We start from the raw sequence: 19,783 nt of genomic DNA on the forward strand, positions 1-19,783 counted from the left end.
GCATCGCCGTGGGATCAAATAACGCATTGGTGCGTCGAGGCAAGGGGGAGCGATTCCCCAAGCGATGGTCCATTGCCGCTCTTGCGGTATTTCTCATCCTCGACGTAGGCCTGGTTGTCGCCGCACTTGATGAGAAGCGCATACCCCAGACCGTTCGCGCAAGCATCCCGTCCCCTTCATCATCCGCGAGTGCCAGCCCCACAGCGAGTCCGCAGGCGGTTGCAAGCGCGGTGGTACCGCAACGCGTGCTTGCCGCTGTCACAGATGACGTGTCGTGGCGTGGGCTGACCGGTTCCTGCCCCGGAAACGCTCCAGAACTCGAATACACCGATGACGGCGGAGTGACCTGGAATAGTGTCGACCCGGAAGTACGAGCTGGCTTTTCCGCGCTGGTACGGGTCGTTCCGGAAAGTGCCTCGGAAGCCAACGTGGTGACGCTCGACGCCGAATGCGCGCCCCAGCTGATCGGTACGTTCGTGGCGGGCGATGCATGGGAGGACCACTCGTCCAACCTGGGGTCGTACTGGTACCTCGATCCGATGGACCGCGCGACCGTGCACGCGCCTGACGGCAGCGTCCCCGCTCCCTGCGGTTCAGCGGTGTCGATCGCTACGCGCTCGACATCGGAGGCGGCTGTTCTCTGTGAAGACCAGGCAATTTTCTCGACGACGGATGGGGGAGCGAACTGGGACACCGCCACAGTGCCGGGGGCGACCGCCGTCGCTGGTGCTCCCGACGGCTACGTTGTCGCGGTTGTTGGACAAGGCCAGTGCACGGGGACGTCGGTTGTGACGCTTCTGGGCTCGCGAGTGGGGCTTCCGGCGGGGTGTGGCGGCGAAGCACCGGCACCAGGAGAAACCGCGATCTCTATGGCTGAGGGCGGCACGCTGTGGCTCTGGGCCGGGGCCTTCTTTGCGCGATCTACTGATGGGGGGCTGACATGGAGTTAGATAACGGGGCAGTCAAAGAGCGAGATCTGCTCAACGGTGAGGTACCGCTCGTCCGTTTCGGAGCGCAGTTCGTTCTCGATGCAGCGGCGTGGTCCGTGGCGCTCGTGCTGGCCGTCATGTTTCGCTATGAGTTCGTCCTGTCCACCGTCTCCTGGAAGACCCTCGCCGCGATCGTTGTCGTCGCAATCGTTTTGCAGTTCGTTGTCGGCTGGGGCTATGCCCTCTATAAGGGGCGCTACACCTACGGCAGCTTCGAAGAAGTGCGAGCGCTGGTGTTCTCGGCCCTCACCGTTCTGGCGATACTCAGCGTGCCCGTGATCCTTTTCGGAACAGTGATCGACATTGCGCGGAGCGCGACCGTTATCGCCTTCCCGATGGCGCTCATCATGATGTTTGCCGTTCGGTATGCCAAGCGACTCTATGTCGAACGCAAGTACAAGCCGGGCAGTGAAGCCAGGCGCACACTGGTCTATGGAGCCGGCTATCTGGGATCAACCCTGGTTCGTCGCATGCTCACCGATCCGACATCCCAATTCCTTCCGGTCGCGTTCCTCGATGACGACCCCCTGAAGTCAAATGCGCAGCACCGCGGTGTGCCCGTGATGGGAACGTTCCATGACCTCCACAAGGTCGTCGAGCAGACACGTTCGACGGACCTGGTGATCTGCATTGGGCGCGCGGATTCCACGCTTATCCGCCGCATTTCGGATGCTGCAACGGCGGCTGGCCTCCAAGTCAAGGTGTTGCCGCCGCTTGAGACGCTCCTCGAGCGCAAGACCAGCCTGGCCGACATGCGCGATATCTCGATTGAAGATTTGATCGGCCGGCATCCCGTCGATACCGAGGTCGAGACGATCGCTGGCTACCTCGAAGGAAAAAGGGTGCTCGTCACCGGAGCCGGTGGTTCGATCGGCGCGGAACTGTGCCGTCAAATCTCGAAGTACAGTCCCGGAGAGCTCATCATGCTTGACCGCGATGAGACCGGGCTTCAGGGAGCGCAGATCGGCATTTCGGGCCATGGGCTTCTCGACACCCGCGATGTCGTGCTCGCAGACATTCGAGATGCGGACGCACTTTCTGTGATTTTCACTGAACGGCAGCCGGACGTGGTGTTCCACGCGGCGGCTCTTAAGCACCTGCCCATGCTGGAGCAGTACCCCGACGAGGCATGGAAAACCAATGTCCTCGGCACCCTCAACGTACTGGAGGCTGCACGCGCGGCAGGCGTGAGCACGTTCGTGAACATTTCGACGGACAAAGCCGCCAACCCGACCAGCGTGCTCGGGCACTCCAAACGAGTTGCCGAAAAGTTGACGGCGTGGATGGCAGAAGAATCGGGCGAGACTTATCTGTCGGTTCGATTCGGCAATGTGATTGGCAGCCGCGGTTCGATGCTGCCGACCTTCACCTCGCTCATCGAAGCGGGCGGTCCGCTGACCGTCACACACCCGGATGTCACGCGCTTCTTCATGACTATCCCGGAGGCGTGTCAGCTTGTCGTTCAAGGGGGGGGAATCGGTAGCGGTGGGGAAGTGCTCATCCTCGACATGGGAGAACCGGTGAGGATCCTCGATGTCGCCCAGCGGATGATCTCTATGTCGGGTAAGGACATAGAAATCCAATTCACGGGATTGCGTCATGGCGAAAAGTTGCACGAAGAACTCATCGGATCCAACGAGACAGATGAGCGTCCGCTCCATCCCAAAATCTCCCACGCACGTGTGGGAGGTATTTCACCCGAGCGGCTCAACAAACAAGGCTGGGAAGAACGAATGCTTGCGTATCCGCGAGACAACAACGCGACCAGCATCATCGAGCGGATCCCAGCGGGTGACCTGCGATGAACGCCCGAATCCACATGTCGTCCCCCGACGTCGGCGCGGTGGAAGAGGAGTTCGTAATGGGGGCTATGCGATCCGGGTGGATTGCACCACTGGGCCCAGACGTGGATGCGTTTGAGGCCGAAGTTGCGGCGCGAATCGGCGTGACTTACGCGGTGGCCCTGAGCTCGGGCACTGCTGCGTTACACCTGGCGCTGCTCGCCGCGGGCGTAGGGGAGGGCGACGTGGTTCTCACCTCGACGATGACCTTTGCCGCAACAGCCAACGCCATCAGCTACACGGGTGCAGAGCCATTCTTCATTGACTGCGACATTGCCACCGGGAACCTTGACCCGGTGCTCCTCCGGAGAGCTGTCGAACAGCTTCGGGAGGCGGGTGAAAACATCGGCGCCATTGTCCCCGTGGATTTGCTTGGCAAGACGGTCAACTACACCGAGATTTGCGCCATTGCCGATGAGTTCGGAATTCCATTGATCGCCGATGCCGCTGAGTCGTTTGGGGCTACCCACCGCGGGCGCCCCGCCGGCTCATTCGGCCTGGCCTCGATTATTTCCTTCAACGGCAACAAGATCATGACCACCTCCGGCGGCGGGATGCTCCTCACGAATGACGGAGCAATGGCGGCCCGGGTTCGATACCTTGCGACGCAAGCGCGCCAGCCAGTTACGCACTATGAGCACACCGATATCGGGTATAACTACCGGCTCAGTAACATTCTCGCAGCGCTTGGCCGCGCTCAACTGACTCGCCTCGACGAGATGATTGCGCGTCGACGGGCCATGCGGGACCGCTACCGCGAGTTCTTTGCCGCGGTGCCTGGAGTTGAAGTTTTTGGTGGTGCTGACGACGATGCCGACAACTGTTGGCTTACGTCGGTCGTAATTGACTCAGCAGTTACCGGGTGGAGTGCGCGTGACCTCAGCGATGCGCTACTCGAAGACAATATTGAGAGTCGGCCGTTGTGGAAACCGATGCACGCGCAGCCTGTCTTCGTGGACTCTCGCTCTCTCACGAACGGAAGCTCGGAGCGGCTCTTTGAGCGTGGTTTGACCTTGCCGAGTGGTTCCGCGCTCGATGGCGCAGAGATCGCACGAGTGTTGACGGCCCTCTCCCGGTTCACGGAACGAGTGAACGCTTGAGCGCCAACGTCATGGCAACCGGCTTTCAGATACTCGATGCCGCAGACCCTCTTGAAGCCGAGGCTTGGAAAGATTTATGGAGTACCTGGCCTGGGCGTGAGGTGCATGCACACCCCTCTTATGTCGGTTTGTTTGCAGAACCGGGACAGAGAGTTCTGTGTGCAACATATGTTGACCCGGCCGGCGGCGCAATCCTGTACCCGTTCATCCTCCGCCCACTTGAGCCGGTCGACAGCTTTGGAACCGCTGCCGACATCGTCTCGCCATACGGATATGGCGGGCCTCAATGTTGGGGTCTTGCGGATCCCGACGCCAGTGCGCGCAGGTTTTGGGAACCCTTCGACGCATGGGCGGAGCAGAGCGGCATCGCCACCGAGTTCATCCGTTTTAGTTTGTTCTCAGAAAAGCTCTTGCCATATCCGGGCGTTCTAGTGGACCGGCTAGCGAATATCGTGGTCCCCTTGGACGTCAGTGAAGACACGTTGTGGATGAGCTTCGATCGCAAGGTTCGGAAGAACGTAAAAAAGGCTGAGCGAAGCGGCGTCACGATCACTGTCGACGAGACTGGAGCAGCGCTTGACGAGTTCATGCGGATCTACGTCGCAACCATGGATAGGCGCCAAGCGTCCAACGGATATTACTTTCCACGCACATTCTTCGACTCGATCCGACGGGAGTTGGTCGGACAGTATGCGTACTTCAACGCCGTCCTTGAAGGAAAGACAATCTCCACCGAACTTGTCTTGGTCTCCGAGCATTCGGTGTATTCGTTCCTGGGCGGCACAGATGAAACCGCCTTCGACCTACGCCCCAACGACCTCTTGAAATTCGAAATCATGCGTTGGGCCCAGGCACGGGGCAAGAAGCACTTTGTGCTCGGGGGCGGTGCATCTGCGGGGGATGGCATCGAACGGTACAAACGGGCTTTCTCGCCGGATGGTGCTGTTTCGTTCCGAAGCGGTCAGCGGGTCCTGAAGCCTGAACTCGTAGCCGCGCTCGTCGCTCGAAGGAAACGCGAATATGTTGCGGAAGGAACTGTCTGGCCCGATGACTCGACCTACTTTCCTTCGTATCGGCTGCCGCTGTGATGCGCCAACGAGAAATCGAGGATCAGACTGTTTTGGACGGCAATAAACGACGCTTGAAAGTGCTGCTCTTGACGCAGTGGTTCGACCCGGAGCCCACCTTCAAAGGGCTGCTCTTTGCTAAGCAGCTCCGGGCACTCGGCTACGACGTGCGTGTACTAACGGGGTTTCCGAACTATCCCGGGGGAAAACTCTACGACGGTTATCGGATTCGCCTCTTTCAGCAGGAAGAAATCGAAGGCATACCCGTACTGCGAGTTCCCCTCTATCCCAGCCACGACAGTTCAGGTGCGCGTCGCGCCTTAAACTACTTGACGTTTGCGTTGTCAGCGTCCGTGGCAGCGCTCCTCATACGTCGTCCCGACGTCGCATACGTGTACCACCCGCCGGCAACCGTCGGATTGCCGGCGATCTGCTTGAAGTGGTTTCGTGGCGTCCCATTTGTTTATGACGTTCAGGATCTGTGGCCCGATACTCTCGGCGCAACGGGGATGGTCAGCCAGTCACGCGTTCTCAAAGCCGTTGGCAGTGTGATGAAGTACATCTATCGCAGCGCAACTCATATTGTCGTGCTCTCGGACGGCTTCAAGAAGACAATTACTCGACGGGGAGTGCCAGGAGACAAGATCGACGTAATCCCAAACTGGGCTGATGAAGATCAGCTCACTGTCGCAGGCCCGTCGGCTGCGGCTCGCACGGATGGCTCATTCACTGTCACCTTCGCGGGCAATGTCGGCCGAGGTCAGGCGCTCGGTACCCTGCTGGATGCCGCCGAACTAATGGCGGCTGACCGAAGAGTGCGGTTTGTGATTGTCGGCGGGGGGCTGGAGGTGAGCACCCTGAAGGCCGAAGCTCAAAGACGCCAGCTTGCGAACGTCAAATTCCTTAAGCGTCGGCCACTCTCCGAGATTGGTGAGGTTCTCGGTGCTGCGGACGCACTATTGGTACATCTCAAGGACGACCCGCTGTTCGAAATCACGATTCCGTCGAAAACGCAGGCCTATCTCCTTGCGGGACGCCCGATCCTCATGGGCGTCAGAGGCGACGCCGCCCGTATGGTCCAGGAGGCGGGCGCAGGTGTGGCGTTCAGCCCGGAGGACCCTGAGGACCTCGTCAAGGGAATCGAAACTCTTCTAGACCTGAGCCCGGGGGAGCGGCAGAGTATGGGACTAGCCGGGCAGAAGTACTACAGCGAGAAGCTCTCCCTGAGTGTCGGCGCACGTCGGTTCAGCGAGGTATTGGACGCTGCAAGCCTTCTCCAACCCCGCACTCTTGCGGCTAAGCGCGCACTCGACGTAGCTGTGTCGGGATTGGGTATGGCTGTACTGGCGGTGCCGTTCCTCTGCGTAGCCGGTGTTGTTCGAATCGGGATCGGCGCCCCCGTCATATTCAAACAAGAGCGGCCTGGCCGTGACGACGTTCCGTTTATGTTGCTCAAGTTCAGGACTATGACGAACGCGCGCGGAGATAACGGCGAGCTGCTGCCAGACAAAGAGAGGCTCACCCGATTGGGCTCATTCTTGCGCCGTTCAAGTCTGGACGAGATCCCGGAATTGTGGAATGTGTTTCGCGGGCAAATGTCTTTGGTAGGCCCTCGACCGCTGTTACTTCGTTACACCAAACACTTCACCGCGGAAGAGCGAATCCGACTGAAGGTGCGCCCAGGCATAACGGGGCTCGCACAGGTAAATGGGAGAAACACGGCTTCCTGGGACCGCCGACTCGCGCTCGACGTGGAATACGTCAAGAACCTCAGCTTGGGCCTCGACGTGAAGGTCTTGTGGCGGACGCTGGGCAAAGTCTTCAGCAGCAGCGGGGTCGTCGTGGACGCGGAATCACTAATGCTCAACTTGGACGACGAGCGAGCGAAGGCGATTCGATAGTGCTGTCAACTTCCATACGCGCGTTACAAATAGACGACATTCCGGCAGTTGTCCGTCTCCTGCGTACTTCTTTCGAGCCGCACCTCTGGCCGTTGATGACATACACGCAGTCTGGGGTCGCACGCTATCTTGCAGCACCGCTTCGTTTTCCCGGTGCCACCCCATCGACGACTTCGCTAGTGCTGGTAGGGGGCGAGGGCGAGCAGCAAGCAGGGGTAATCGGTTTCGCTGATTTCCGGATTGTAGACACCGCCCACGCGCACCTCTCATACATCTGCGTGGCGGAGGAAGCACGCGGCAACGGGTTTGCGTCCTTGCTGATCCGCGAATTCGTCAGGATGCATCCTGAGGTGACGACGATGAGTCTTGACGTTTTCCGCGATAACGGTGCTGCCCGGTCCCTCTACACCAGACTCGGTTTCCGAGATTCCGGTAGCTCGGTATGGATCACGCGACAGCTGCCAGAGGCACGGGGCGTTGTTGCTGTGGACAATTTACCTTTTGCGCTCGCTGCGCATTCTGCGTACGGATTTTGCGAGCTGAATGTCCGTCGAAGCGTTGGAGGGCGGCGCTACGGTTTGCTCGGAGATGCGACGGTCCGTACTTTCTCCGCGGAGGACTTCGATGAGGACGAGCCACTCGCCGCCCTCCACGCGATGTTTGCCGGAATGACCACTGCTCTTTATGTCGCACCCGAGGATGAGCTCGCGCTCATAAAGAGCGATTTCGAGGTTGTCAAAACGAATAACCGGATGTCGCTTTCTTGGCAAGTCGTCACTCCGCCCCCGTGGTTAGGACCCGTATGAACTCGAAAATATCCAAGTCTGCTGTCAGTACCTCGAATGCTTACCAGCCCGCGTTCTTCTATAACTCGGCACGAGAGGGAATGCGCGATCTTCTCGAGAACGTGCCGCTCTCCGAGGGGGGAGTGTTGCTCCCAGGTTTCATCGGTTGGTCGCCGCGTGAGGGAAGTGGCGTGTTCGATCCCGTCCGAGAGGCACACATCCCGTATGGGTTTTATTCGCTGAATGGCGACCTGTCGGTGGACATCGACGATCTCGAACGTCGCTTGGAGGCTGGGACCTTCAACGTCCTCGTCCTGATTCACTATTTTGGCCGGACCGACCCGTATCTCAAACGCGTTCGCCAGCTCGCCGATGCGCACGGTGCGTTACTCATCGAAGATTTGGCGCACGGGTTCTTTACTGCCCGCGGGGGCGGCGAGGCCGGACGACACGGAGACGCGAGTCTTTTTTCCCTCCACAAGCAGTTCCCACTTACCGACGGTGGATTAGTCAGTTACGCGAACCCAAGGCTGGTCAGCGGTCAAGTGGAAACGAGACCAGAACTTGCGTCCAAGGTCCTTTCCTATGACTGGCGCGGAATTGCGAAATCTCGGCGCCGTACGTTTGCCACGTTGACGTCGTTGTTGTCGGACCTTCCCGAATTAGACCGCAAGTTCAAGCTCCTGTGGCCCGCTCTCGATGATCACGATGTGCCGCAATCGCTTCCCGTTTACATACTCGGCGAGAATCGAAGTCAGATATACGACCGAATGAACGCCGACGGCTATGGCATGGTGAGTTTGTACCACACGCTTATCCCGCAGCTTGCGGGAGGCTTCCCTTCGCTTGTTACTCTTTCGCGTCACATCCTCAATTTCCCCGTCCACCAGGATGTCGACCACACGCTCCTGGTTGCGATGGTCGAATCGTTTAGGTCCCATCTGGGTCCTCCTGATGAGGCAGCTTGGTGACGAACATCGTTGGTCAGGCAATGGGGACAACAACTTTAGACAAACGGAATGGAAAAATGACAGATAGCTATGAGGGCAAGCGCATCCTGGTGACCGGGGGTACAGGGTCTTTTGGTCACACCGTGGCCGAGAAGCTCTTGGCTCGGGGAGTCGAGGAAGTCCGCATTCTGAGTCGCGATGAAGCGAAACAAGATCTCATGCGGCATGAGCTTGCGGATTCCCGGCTTCGCTTCTACGTCGGCGACATCAGAGACTACCTCAGCGTCGAACGGGCTATAAGAGAAGTCGACTATGTCTTCCACGCCGCAGCTCTCAAACAGGTGCCATCCTGCGAGTTTTTCCCGATGGAAGCCATCAAGACAAATGTGCAAGGAAGTGAGAACGTCATTCGCGCTGCTGATCAAGCTGGCGTTGCTTCCGTCGTGTGCCTGAGCACGGACAAGGCGGTCTACCCCGTAAACGCGATGGGGATGAGTAAAGCAATGATGGAAAAAGTCGCCCAGTCTTACGGGCTCAATAATCCCAATGCTTCGACTACGGTGTCCTGTGTCCGCTACGGCAACGTCATGTACTCCCGTGGTTCCGTGATTCCCCTCTTTATCCGCCAGCTAAAGTCGGGGAAGAACCTCACAGTGACGAATCCCGACATGACGCGGTTCATGATGTCTCTGACAAGCTCGGTGGACCTCGTGGAGTTCGCTTTTCAGCACGCGAAGCAGGGCGATCTTTTTATTCGGAAAGCGCAGTCATGCACCGTGCGTGATCTCGCGCAAGCGGTGATCAACCTCTTCCAGTCCGATTCAAAGGTCGAGGTCATCGGAACGCGTCACGCGGAGAAGCTCTCTGAGGCGCTCGCCAGCCGAGAGGAGCTTTCGCGAGCCCAGGACATGGGGGACTACTTCCGCATTCAGGCTGACAAGCGTGACTTGAATTACAAGGTCTATTTTGAAGAGGGAGATGTCTCGCAGACGGCGTACAGCGACTACGACTCCCACACGGTCGACCGCATGGACGTTCCGGAGGTCGAACAGATGCTGCTTTCGCTGCCCGAGGTTCGCGCGGAACTGGCGGCAGCCGGTCTCCTCCTTTTGCAGGCAGGGTAGTTGTGAGCCATGTGGCCCTGACCGGGGCGAAGGGTTTTCTTGGCTGGCACACGCGCTGCGCCGCGCGCGAAAATGGCGTGGCAGTTCAGACTATTCCCCTTGGTGACCGGTACTCCGGTGGTTCAGCAGCCCAGTCGATGAGCGGCGCCTCGCGTGTCGTGCATCTTGCTGGCGTCAACAGAGGAACTGATGACGAGGTGCGGGATGGGAACAAGCGCCTCGCGGAGCAAGTGGCAGACTCCATCACAAGGGCTGAGGATCCTCCACGATCGGTCGTCTTCGCGAACTCAACGCAGTCCGGAAACGGGTCGCTGTACGGCGCAGCTAAGGCGGACGCTTCGGATACCCTCCGGAATGCGGCGGAGCAGGTCGGCGCGTCTTTCCACGACGTTATTCTTCCCAACCTGTTCGGCGAACACGGCGTGCCGTTCTATAACGCTGTCACAGCAACATTCAGCCACCTGATCGCGAACGGCGAACGTCCCAGCGTTGACAATGACAAAGAATTGACGCTCCTGCATGCTCAGGATGCGGCGGACGTGCTTCTTGGTACCGTCGACGCAGCTCAGCAGTCGGGCCTCGAGGTGCAAGAAACGGTGAGCGGTCTTTTGGCTCGCCTGACCGCGATCGATGAGGTCTACCGCCGGGGAGAAATCCCGGATGTCGCTTCGACGTTCGACAGGAACCTGTTCAATACTTTCCGTTCGTACACGTTCCCTGCCCAGACGCCGATCGGGTTGACACGTCACGCAGACGCGCGGGGTTCCTTCTTTGAGATCATTCGATCGCACGGAGGGAACGGTCAGTCCTCATTCTCGACGACCGTTCCAGGGATCAGCCGTGGTGACCACTTCCACAGGCGCAAAGTTGAGCGTTTCACGGTGCTCTCAGGATCTGCGACGATCTCCCTGCGCAAGCTCTTCACCGACGACGTCTTTGAGTTCAGGGTTACCGGCGACGAGCCTGCAGCCGTAGACATGCCCACGATGTGGACGCACAAGATCACCAACACCGGGACAGACGATCTCTACACCTCGTTCTGGTCCAACGACATTTTCGACCCCGACGCTCCCGACACGATCGCAGAGGCTGTTTAACCATGACCGACCGTTTGAAAGTATTGACCGTCGTAGGAACACGACCCGAGATCATCCGGCTCGCGGCGACGATCAAACGCCTCGACAAATACACCGACCATGTCCTCGTGCACACCGGCCAGAACTATGACTACGAGCTCAACGAGGTCTTCTTTGAGGACCTGGGACTGCGGCGTCCGGATCATTTCCTGGAGTCCGACACGTCGTCATTGGGAGCCGTGCTCGGATCGATCCTCCAGAAAATCGAGAGGGTACTCATCGAGGAAAAGCCGGATGCCGTCGTGATCCTGGGCGATACGAACAGTTGCATCTCCGCCGTCATGGCGAAACGAATGAAGATACCGGTTTATCACATGGAAGCGGGTAATCGATCATTCGACGAGAACGTCCCAGAGGAGACAAATCGGCGACTTGTTGACCACGTATCTGACTACAACCTCGTGTATACGGAGCATGCCCGTAGAAACCTGTTGGCAGAAGGCATACATCCGTCGCGGATTCTGCTGACCGGGTCGCCCATGAAGGAGGTCCTCAGCGGTAATGAAGAAGCAATTGCTTCGAGCACGGTCATGGAGCAGCAGGGCCTGGTGGCAGGTGGATTCTTCCTGGTAAGCCTTCACCGGGAGGAGAACGTTGACAATGCGGAGAGGCTCGCCTCCGTCCTCCAGGCCTTACGTGCGATTAGAACCAGGTATGGGCTGCCGGTGCTGGTCTCCACGCATCCTCGAACGAAAAATCGACTCGAACAACAGCCCGCCGACGCCAAGAGCGACTTGATCTTCCATGCCCCATTCGGTTTCAACGATTATGTCCATCTGCAGCAGAACGCAAAACTGGTGTTGTCGGACAGCGGGACTATCAGCGAAGAATCTTCTCTCCTTGGGTTTCCCGCAGTTTCGCTGAGGGATGCAATCGAGCGGCCGGAAGCTATCGATACGGGGGTCACGATCACCGCGGGGGTTGAGACCGACAGCGTGCTTGACGCCGTCGAAATGACTCTCGCACAGTTTCTCGAGGACGGTCCTGCCGCGATACCCGCTGACTACTGCATCCCGGATGCGTCTCGTCGAGCAGTTAGTTTCATTCGGTCCACCGCCGCCACGCATCATTCTCGAACCGGTATCCGGGGTTTCCGTGGCGAGTGATGTTTGCGAGGGCGGTTTAGGTGGGTAGCCCCGCCTTCCGCGCTATTTCTGCCCGAGCTGTTTCGATACTCGCGAGCTTCGGGCTGACTGTGGTCATTGTGCGCGTGCTTTCGGTGGAAGATGCGGGGTCGTTCTTTCTCGTTTTCACTTCGCTCGCGATTCTTGCAACGTTTTGCCGATTTGGTGCAGACAATCTGGTTCTGAAGATTTGCGGCCGGGGCGGCGTTGATATGGCGCGCGATGTCAGCTTCGCCGTGGGCGTCGCTCTGTTCGCAACGGTGGCAGGCGTAACGGTTGTCATTGTTGTTCTTTCTGTAGTTGGGTATCGCCTTTCTGGCGTTGGCCCTGAGTGGAATCCTCTGCTGGTGGCCTCGGTTATCCCGCAGGCGTTCTCCGTCATTGCGGGCGCTATTCTCCGAGCTCGGCGATCGTTGGCGTTGGGCGTGCTCGCAGAGTTGGGATCAGTTCCGCTGTTTGCGACACTGTTCGTCCTCGGATCGAGCCACTTCGGGACGGCAACTCTCTCATCGGCTCTACTGGCGTTGTCGCTGTCTTCCTGGCTCACGCTCGCCTGGAGTGCCCCCGCAGCCGTCCGAGCTCTGAAAAGTGAGCGCGGGTCAGCTCCAAACTCGACCGATTTTGTCGTCTTCGTGAAGAGCAACGGCGGTCAACTCGCGGCGATGATGGGAACTTCGCTGTTGTTCTACGTACTGACTTGGGCGCCCGTGTACGTGCTCTCGGCAACCAGCACGTTGGCGAGCGTCTCCTATTTCACTGCAGCAATGAGGTTGGCCAACTTTGTGTCTTTGGTTCCGAGTCTGCAGGTGAGTTACCTCGCGCCCGAGTTCGCGCGTCTCTTCCATCGAGGAGCACTTTCCGGACTCAACGAATTGACCAAAGGCGCGACCAGGCAAGCCGCGCTCGTGTTGCTGGTGCCCGTAGCTGCGATGATCTTCGGGGCCCAAGCCATAGTGGGGACGCTGTACGGAGCGGATTACCTTGTCGCCGCGGACGTGCTGATCATTCTTGCGGCCGCCGCGTATGTTGTGGCATTAGGTGGTCACGTAAGTCCACTAATGCTGTTGTGTGGCCTCGAGAGGGTCGCATTCTGGCTCAACGTAGGAGCAGTCGTTGTCTGGGCAGCGGCAGGCCTACCAGCGGCAGCCGCTGCTGGCGCGGTGGGAGTTGCATGGGTGAGTGTTTTCGTCAGTGTTACCTATACGTTTTTCGCGGCTGTGATGCTCAAACGCGGCGTAGGTGTCAGATCCTACGTGCGATGATTTACTCACCGACCGAACAAAGGATGGCGTCAACATCGTCCCAGTCACCGTCTGGCCGAAGTGTGGGGTTCCGACCGGGGGCCTGCGATTTGGATGTCTATCGAATGTCGTCGGGAGAAACACATGAGTAAGGTTGCGCCAAAAGAACTTTCCGCGTCAGCCATTAGGTTCTTGCCGCTCGCACTTGTCGCGACTTGGTGGTCGGTGTGTTTCGGGTCGTACATTGTTGCTTGGCCAATCGACTACACACGGATCAATGCACCCGAGGTTGGCGCGCTCACCGGTGCGTCCCTGATTGCGGCGGTGGCCGGCTACTGGCTGTCGACGTATCGTCAGCCTTTTTCACGAGTTTCTGTTGGAGCCCGCCGCCCGCTGCCTCGGATGGTGATGATAGGACTCGGCGCGTCGCTGCTTCTCGTCGTCCCGATGTCCTCTGCCTACTCCGGTTACAGCGTGTTGGAGATAGGGGCCGCAATTCAGGATCAAGGCGGGGCCTTCGCGCAGGCCTCTCAACGTATTACCGAAGGTTTGGAGGCCAGGACAGGGGTGGTGCTCCTGCAGACAGTACTCGCACCATTCACGTTGGTGGTCTTGCCGTATCTTGCTCTGGCATGGTTTGAGAGAAGAGAGCATGGAATCCTTCTCATTCTCGGGATAGCGGCACCAGTCGTGACCAGCTTGTTGGTCGGACGCGACCAACAAATAGGGTTCTCTCTGATCGCGATAGCTGGTGCCTGGGTAGTATCGCGAGCGCGAAGGCGGTTAAGGCTGCGAGGACGCGAGGTGGTCTTCCTAGGATTTGCCGCTATAGCGTTAATGACAGGATTCGGTGCCCGGAAACTGGCGCGGAACCCGGTCGACCCAATATGCGCCCCCGGTGCACAATCCTGCACGGTTCCCCATTCGAATCCCTCGCTTTTCGACGCGATGTGGGTGAACGTCACTTCCTACGCCACGCAAGGTTTTGAAGGGTTGGGAAGAGCGCTCGATGCCGTCTGGGTGTTTGGCGGTGGGTTCAGCCACTCGGGCGCGGTGCAGAACATCCTTTCCAACCTCTTCGGCTTCCGCCCAGCGCCAGTTGTGACTACGCAGCTCTATAGTCTCGGGTGGTCCGACTCGTGGTATTGGAGCACCGGATTCACCAGCCTCGCGAACGATGTTCCCTGGGTCTTGCTGCCGCTTGTGATTCTCTTGCAAGCGTCCCTGCTGGGCTGGGCTTGGCGAACTGCGATACGTCGCGGAGATTGGTTGTCCACCGCAGTCCTCTGCTACACATGGCTCGCACTCATGTTCATGCCACAGAACTTGCAGATAGCGATCAGTGGGCCCACTTACCTTGGTTACATCGCGCTTGTGGTCTTGTTTATCGGGCGTGCGATCACAGAACGCAATAGCTCAAAGATGCCAATGCCCCAGGTTGTCAGCCCGGGAGTGCTGGGTAATCCGAGGCCCATCGGCTAGCGCGATTTCTGGGGGAGGTCGCTCAGCCGCGACCAACACGGTCGGCGTTATCCCTGTAGCAGTGCCTCATTGAGATTTCGGTGCGGAGATTGGTGTAGCTTCGTGCACTAGATCCTCGAGGCTGCGGGCAGCGCTCACTGTCGAAAACTGCTCCTCATAGAGGCGCCGCGCTGCGCTGGACCAGCCGTCCAGGGCTCCCTCGCTGTGCACGCCAAGCAGCACACGGATCGCGTCAGCCAGCGCTTCAGGATCGCCCGCCGGGGTGCTCACACCCGCGCCTGCAGTTTCTACTATTAGGCCCGCGTCTGAAGATGGCTCCACGCATACGATGACAGGCAGTGCGACGCCACAGTACTCGACAATCTTTGACGGAAAAGTGGGCGGGCTCACTCCGGGCACGGTGATGGCAACGCCGACATGCACCGTCTTCAGCAGCGCTCGGTAAGCGTCGCGCTCGAGGTGACCCGCGAACGTAACGTTTGAGATGCCATTGTTCTGTGCGTGCTCCTCCAGACGGTTTCGCTCAGCCCCGTCGCCGGCGATGACAATGTCAACTGGAGCGTGTGCGTTCTGGAGGAGGAGCGCTGCATCCAAAAGCGTCTCAACGCCCCGACCCCTCGCCAGTTGTCCGCCAAAGATGACGGTGAATCGCTCTAACTTAGAGAAGCCAGCGGATGGGAGTTCTCCCGAGGACGACCACGGCGGAATGATCAGCGTTCGCGCGCGGATCCTAGGATGATAGCTTCGGAAAAATGCCTCGTTCGCACTTGTCATAAGGGCGACATGATCGGCCGGAGAGATCGCCATTCGTTCGATGGCCTTCAGCACGGGCCCGAGCGCACGGGGTCGGATTCGACCGATTTCGAGCTGGTGGATTGGGAAGAAGTCCCAGAGGATGAGAGCGAGGCGTTTGGCGACGCCCGACTTCCGAACACGGCCAGGAAAGCCCCAGCTGAAGCAGGCGATTGAAGTGAAGACGCACAAATCGTACGTCGAAGTCTTGGCAATTTTATAACCGAGGGTGTGTAGCCCTATTCCCGCTTGCAGGTACCCAAGCAGTTTTTGCAAAGCGCCGCGCCGGGTTTTCGTCGAGCCAACGCTCCAAGCGGTGACTCCCTGTGCTTGGTCCGGCACTTCGCCTCTCGGATGCCCATTCTTGGCATCGTGCACGATGACATCGACCGAATGACCTCGCTCTGCGAGCACCCGACACAAATCGTCCAGAAGCCACGGTCGCGAGCCGTCTAAGGAATACGTGCCCGTAACCATGAGGATCTTCACACAGACTCCAATTTCGGAGGCCAGTCCCGGCCCGGCGCGTCAGCGTCCGGTTGACGAGCGCCCGAACGTACTCTATCGGGCGGCGGGCGCGTGGTTGGTGCAGCGCCGGCGTGTACCGCAATATCCGGGCGGACCAGCCGCGCGCCTGAAACGCGAACGCATCACCGTTGATTCTTCATGCCGCACGCGCTGCGTAGATAGGGTTAATGCATCATGAAAATTTCAGTTATCGGGTGTGGGTACCTTGGTGCAGTGCATGCGGCGTCGATGGCGTCGCTCGGACACGAAGTCATAGGTATCGACGTGGACGCTGCCAAGGTCGAGGCTTTGTCCGCTGGCCGAGCGCCGTTCTTCGAACCAGATCTCCCGGAACTGCTCCGCGAGGGAGTCGCGAGCGGGCTCCTGAAATTCAGTACCGATATCGCGGATGCCCGGGATTCCCGGGTCCATTTCGTTGCGGTGGGAACGCCGCAGCAAAAGAACGGTACGGGCGCTGACCTCACGTACGTGGACGCTGCCGTCGATGCGCTTCTTCCTTACCTGAACGAGGGCGATCTCGTCGTCGGAAAATCAACAGTTCCAGTCGGTACTGCAGAACGCCTAGCGGTTGATGTTGAAGCAGCTGGCGCCGAACTCGCCTGGAATCCGGAATTTCTGCGTGAAGGATATGCGGTCAAGGACACGATCGCCCCCGATCGCCTCGTATACGGCGTGCGGCGCGACAGCGAGGTCCCGTCGCATCACACGAAGGACATGGATCACCGCCCTGCGGTCAAGCTGCTCAACGAGGTTTACGCACAGGCTATTGCGAATGGCACTCCACTCGTGGTCACCGATTACGCCACCGCGGAACTCGTGAAGGCCGCGGCCAACGCCTTCCTGGCCACAAAGATCTCCTTCATCAACGCTATGGCGGAGATCGCTGAGGTGACGGGCGCAGATGTCACCGAGCTCGCCGATGCCATCGGCCACGATGTTCGTATTGGTCGCAAGTTCTTGAACGCGGGCGCCGGCTTTGGGGGCGGATGCCTTCCCAAGGACATCCGTGCATTCGCGGCCAGGGCGGAAGAGCTGGGCCGTGGCGAGTCGGTTGCGTTCCTGAAAGAAGTCGACGCGATCAACCTTCGGCGTCGGGATCGAGTGGTCGAGCTTGTGGTGGACGCGCTCGGTGGCAGTGCGTACAAGAAGAAAGTGGCAGTGCTCGGGCTCGCGTTCAAGCCCAATAGCGACGACACCCGCGACTCACCGGCTCTCGACGTTGCGGTTCGGCTGCATGGGCTCGGGGCGCAGGTTCTTGCCACCGACCCAGAAGCGATCGCCAACTCACGCCTCCGTCATCCGCAGCTCTCATTCGGCACCACTGGCGAAGCCCTGGCGGACGCCGACGCTGTCGTTCTTGTGACCGAGTGGAACGAATACAAACAGCTTGACCCGGTCGAGGTCGCCTCGCTGGTCAACTCCGCTGTGATCGTGGATGGTCGGAACTGTCTCGATTCGAAGAAATGGCGTGCGGCAGGCTGGACTTACATCGGTCTCGGGCGTCCCTAGCTTGTGGGGAGTGGAGTTGGCCGCGTATTCCGTGGTCTTCACTGCAACCTGCCCTAGGCTGGGCGAATGACTGACGCCCCCGCGACTACGAAGAGCCACTGGGTGCGCAATACCCTGATTAGTCTCGCTATCTTGCTGGTTCTGGTCGTGACGGCCGGCGTTGTATTCGCGGCGACGGTCTCGACGTCGTTCACATCGAAATCGAAAACGATTGAAGACGTGTTCCCCGAGGAGGCCGCGCGCCCCCCGGCCGCCACTGGAGCAGCCGCGAGCGCGCAGAACATTCTCCTTCTCGGGTCCGATACTCGTGGCAAGGTCGACAGCCTGGACGATGCGGCCGGCGAGCGCTCGGACACCATGATGATCGCGCATATCCCAGCCAACCGTGATCACATCTACATCATGTCGATCATGCGCGACAGCTGGGTTGAAATCCCGGGCCACGGCGAGAACAAGATCAATGCGGCCCTCGCCTTAGGCGGAGTTCCGTTGGTGGTGCAGACCGTCGAGACCTTGATCTCCGCTCGTATCGATCGGGTGGCGATCATCGACTTCGAAGGTTTCAAAGGCGTCACGGATGCTCTCGGGGGCGTGGATGTCGAGGTGTCCGATTCATTCACGACGGGAAAGCACACGTTCACCCAGGGCGTCCAGCACCTCGACGGGGAGCAGGCGCTGGCATTTGTGCGCGAGCGCTACTCGTTCTTCGATGGTGACTTCCAGCGTGCCCGCAATCAGCAGGCCTACCTCAAGGGAGTGCTCAACCAGATCCTGAGCGCCGATACGCTCCTCGACCCGGGGAAAATCTCGGGATTGGTCTCCGCGATCGCGCCGTACCTGACGGTCGATGACGGATTCACGCCGATTTATGTCGCGGGTCTGGGTCTTGAGCTGCGGGACTTGCGGTCGGCCGACCTGACGTTCTTTACGGCCCCGACGGCTGGCACGGGAACCTCCTCGGACGGACAGTCGATCGTCAACCTCGATCCCGCCCGGATGCCGATCGTTCAGGAGGCGTTCCGGACGGATACGCTGCATACCTATCAGCCGACCTTCGAGACGACGGGGTAACACCCGGACAGCTGTTTGGAAAGGGCTGTCGAAGGGAACGCGCCGGCGGAATGGTGGCGCACGGCCGGGGTGAGGCGCAACCCCTGCCCTTGCACCAAATCTGATGCGTAGGGTGGAGGCCACCAGGGAGCGATGCCGCTGCCGCCTTCGAAAGGAAACACCATGTCGAACACCGAACCGATGAGCTTCGACCCCACCCCCGAGCCGACGGTCATGAACCCGACCGACGTCGACTACGTGGGCGAAGAGCCTGAGGTCGACGACCGCGAGATCGACTCCCGCGACGCCGACGTCATCGAGTAGGGCTCGTCGTAGCCATGGCGGCTCCCAGCGCTGAGGCGCCCGGGGGCCGCTCCTTTTGTGGAGGATCCACAGGCGTTACCGCGAACCCATCCCGATCTGTTTAGTCTTGCTGGGTGAATCTTCTCTGGCGCACCATCTTGCACTTCTGGATGTCGAAGCGCGCACACCGGCGTGACTCCGACGGTCTCCACCCCTACGACGTGTTTTCCACCTCATATCGGGTGCTCCCGACGGACATCGACTACCTCGGCCACCTCAACAATGGGCGTTACCTCTCGATCGCTGACCTGGGTCGCTTTGACATGCTCATCCGCAGCGGACTGTGGGCTGAAATGCAACGGCTGGGCTGGTACCCGGTGGTGCAGAGCCTCACCATCAGCTACCGGAAGTCACTCCTGCCGTGGAAGAAGTTCGACGTTGAGACACGGTTCATGGGCTTCGATGACCGCGCTGTCTACGTGGAACAGCGCTTCGTTTATGAGGGCGAAATCTATGCTCGCCTCCACATGAAGGGCCGCTTCCTCAAGCGTGCCGGCGGCCATGTCTCGGTTGAGGAGATCCGACAGCTTGCCGGAGATCCCCGGGACGACTCCGAAATCGAGGGCTGGATTCACTCCTGGGCCTCCGATGTGGCTCTGCCATCCGTGAAGAGCCCGGCGCCCAGCGTCTGGGACTCCAACGACCGGCCCGTGCACCGGCACTGACTCAACAGCGCACCCGGCGCCACCAGCGCTGGGCGCGCTACTGGCATCCGTAGATGGAGTGAGGGTCGCCGTACTCGCCCGGACAGCGGGCGAGCGCGGCGACCCTTTGTGCTGGCACCCCCGCGCCAGCACTGGC

Annotated in this window: 17 protein-coding genes; 16 read left to right on the forward strand and 1 reads right to left on the reverse strand. The window is 59.5% G+C overall.

The window, feature by feature from the left end:
- Positions 1-8 precede the first annotated feature (8 nt).
- The 12 genes from C3E77_RS02850 (at position 9) to C3E77_RS02905 (ending at position 14,740) form a co-directional block, all read left to right on the forward strand.
- Positions 9-950, forward strand: a complete 942-nt coding sequence (locus tag C3E77_RS02850; protein ID WP_162924894.1) for a beta propeller repeat protein — start codon at positions 9-11, stop codon at positions 948-950.
- Positions 941-2,794 (forward strand): polysaccharide biosynthesis protein, encoded by a 1,854-nt coding sequence (locus C3E77_RS02855; RefSeq protein WP_108390253.1) that lies wholly within the window; start codon positions 941-943, stop codon positions 2,792-2,794. Before C3E77_RS02850 ends, C3E77_RS02855 begins: the two co-directional genes overlap by 10 nt.
- Before the next feature lie 14 nt (positions 2,795-2,808).
- The gene (locus C3E77_RS02860; RefSeq protein ID WP_418288069.1) at positions 2,809-3,930 is read left to right on the forward strand and encodes a DegT/DnrJ/EryC1/StrS family aminotransferase; all 1,122 of its coding nucleotides are present in this window, start codon (positions 2,809-2,811) and stop codon (positions 3,928-3,930) included.
- Complete coding sequence (locus tag C3E77_RS02865; protein WP_162924895.1) at positions 3,927-5,018, forward strand: GNAT family N-acetyltransferase; 1,092 nt, start codon at positions 3,927-3,929, stop codon at positions 5,016-5,018. Before C3E77_RS02860 ends, C3E77_RS02865 begins: the two co-directional genes overlap by 4 nt.
- Positions 5,019-5,077: 59 nt before the next feature.
- A complete protein-coding gene (locus C3E77_RS02870) occupies positions 5,078-6,898 on the forward strand; it encodes a sugar transferase (RefSeq protein ID WP_234031342.1) in 1,821 nt (606 codons plus the stop codon).
- On the forward strand, positions 6,898-7,704 hold the full coding sequence (locus C3E77_RS02875; protein ID WP_108390257.1) for a GNAT family N-acetyltransferase: 807 nt from the start codon (positions 6,898-6,900) through the stop codon (positions 7,702-7,704). The genes C3E77_RS02870 and C3E77_RS02875 overlap by 1 nt, the downstream gene beginning before the upstream one ends.
- Positions 7,701-8,654: a DegT/DnrJ/EryC1/StrS family aminotransferase gene (locus tag C3E77_RS02880; RefSeq protein WP_108390258.1), complete on the forward strand. Its 954-nt coding sequence runs from the start codon at positions 7,701-7,703 to the stop codon at positions 8,652-8,654. The genes C3E77_RS02875 and C3E77_RS02880 overlap by 4 nt, the downstream gene beginning before the upstream one ends.
- Positions 8,651-9,757: an SDR family NAD(P)-dependent oxidoreductase gene (locus C3E77_RS02885; protein WP_335583239.1), complete on the forward strand. Its 1,107-nt coding sequence runs from the start codon at positions 8,651-8,653 to the stop codon at positions 9,755-9,757. The genes C3E77_RS02880 and C3E77_RS02885 overlap by 4 nt, the downstream gene beginning before the upstream one ends.
- A gap of 77 nt (positions 9,758-9,834) precedes the next feature.
- The gene (locus C3E77_RS02890) at positions 9,835-10,854 is read left to right on the forward strand and encodes a polysaccharide biosynthesis C-terminal domain-containing protein (RefSeq protein ID WP_234031268.1); all 1,020 of its coding nucleotides are present in this window, start codon (positions 9,835-9,837) and stop codon (positions 10,852-10,854) included.
- A gap of 2 nt (positions 10,855-10,856) precedes the next feature.
- Positions 10,857-11,999 (forward strand): non-hydrolyzing UDP-N-acetylglucosamine 2-epimerase, encoded by a 1,143-nt coding sequence (wecB, locus tag C3E77_RS02895; RefSeq protein WP_108390261.1) that lies wholly within the window; start codon positions 10,857-10,859, stop codon positions 11,997-11,999.
- A gap of 20 nt (positions 12,000-12,019) precedes the next feature.
- The gene (locus tag C3E77_RS02900; protein WP_162924896.1) at positions 12,020-13,279 is read left to right on the forward strand and encodes a lipopolysaccharide biosynthesis protein; all 1,260 of its coding nucleotides are present in this window, start codon (positions 12,020-12,022) and stop codon (positions 13,277-13,279) included.
- Positions 13,280-13,402: 123 nt separating this feature from the next.
- Positions 13,403-14,740, forward strand: a complete 1,338-nt coding sequence (locus C3E77_RS02905) for a hypothetical protein (RefSeq protein WP_162924897.1) — start codon at positions 13,403-13,405, stop codon at positions 14,738-14,740.
- A gap of 66 nt (positions 14,741-14,806) precedes the next feature.
- On the opposite strand, the gene C3E77_RS02910 is transcribed toward C3E77_RS02905, so the two are convergent.
- Entirely contained in the window at positions 14,807-16,021 is a 1,215-nt protein-coding gene (locus tag C3E77_RS02910; RefSeq protein ID WP_108390264.1) for a glycosyltransferase family 4 protein, read from the reverse strand.
- A 213-nt stretch (positions 16,022-16,234) separates the two neighbouring features.
- Here C3E77_RS02910 and C3E77_RS02915 point away from each other — a divergent pair, with 213 nt between their 5' ends.
- From C3E77_RS02915 to C3E77_RS02925, 4 genes are all read left to right on the forward strand, one after another.
- The gene (locus tag C3E77_RS02915; RefSeq protein WP_108390265.1) at positions 16,235-17,569 is read left to right on the forward strand and encodes a UDP-glucose dehydrogenase family protein; all 1,335 of its coding nucleotides are present in this window, start codon (positions 16,235-16,237) and stop codon (positions 17,567-17,569) included.
- A gap of 102 nt (positions 17,570-17,671) precedes the next feature.
- Positions 17,672-18,640, forward strand: a complete 969-nt coding sequence (locus C3E77_RS02920; protein ID WP_234031269.1) for an LCP family protein — start codon at positions 17,672-17,674, stop codon at positions 18,638-18,640.
- Positions 18,641-18,802: 162 nt separating this feature from the next.
- Positions 18,803-18,943: a hypothetical protein gene (locus C3E77_RS15355; RefSeq protein WP_162924898.1), complete on the forward strand. Its 141-nt coding sequence runs from the start codon at positions 18,803-18,805 to the stop codon at positions 18,941-18,943.
- Positions 18,944-19,056: 113 nt separating this feature from the next.
- Positions 19,057-19,647 carry an acyl-CoA thioesterase gene (locus C3E77_RS02925; protein WP_108390266.1) on the forward strand — a complete coding sequence of 197 codons (591 nt, stop codon included), beginning with the start codon at positions 19,057-19,059 and terminating at the stop codon, positions 19,645-19,647.
- Positions 19,648-19,783 lie beyond the last annotated feature (136 nt).

It is taken from the genome of Mycetocola zhujimingii (genome assembly GCF_003065425.1).
GTDB classification, from domain to species: domain Bacteria; phylum Actinomycetota; class Actinomycetes; order Actinomycetales; family Microbacteriaceae; genus Mycetocola_A; species Mycetocola_A zhujimingii.

What these genes read in the sequence shown, in the direction of transcription:
- C3E77_RS02880 (WP_108390258.1), top strand. Translation starts at nt 7,701, where the DNA reads ATGAACTCGAAAATATCCAAGTCTGCTGTCAGTACCTCGAATGCTTAC.
- C3E77_RS15355 (WP_162924898.1), top strand. Translation starts at nt 18,803, where the DNA reads ATGTCGAACACCGAACCGATGAGCTTCGACCCCACCCCCGAGCCGACG.
- C3E77_RS02905 (WP_162924897.1), top strand. Translation starts at nt 13,403, where the DNA reads ATGAGTAAGGTTGCGCCAAAAGAACTTTCCGCGTCAGCCATTAGGTTC.
- C3E77_RS02915 (WP_108390265.1), top strand. Translation starts at nt 16,235, where the DNA reads ATGAAAATTTCAGTTATCGGGTGTGGGTACCTTGGTGCAGTGCATGCG.
- wecB (WP_108390261.1), top strand. Translation starts at nt 10,857, where the DNA reads ATGACCGACCGTTTGAAAGTATTGACCGTCGTAGGAACACGACCCGAG.
- C3E77_RS02855 (WP_108390253.1), top strand. Translation starts at nt 941, where the DNA reads ATGGAGTTAGATAACGGGGCAGTCAAAGAGCGAGATCTGCTCAACGGT.
- C3E77_RS02860 (WP_418288069.1), top strand. Translation starts at nt 2,809, where the DNA reads ATGTCGTCCCCCGACGTCGGCGCGGTGGAAGAGGAGTTCGTAATGGGG.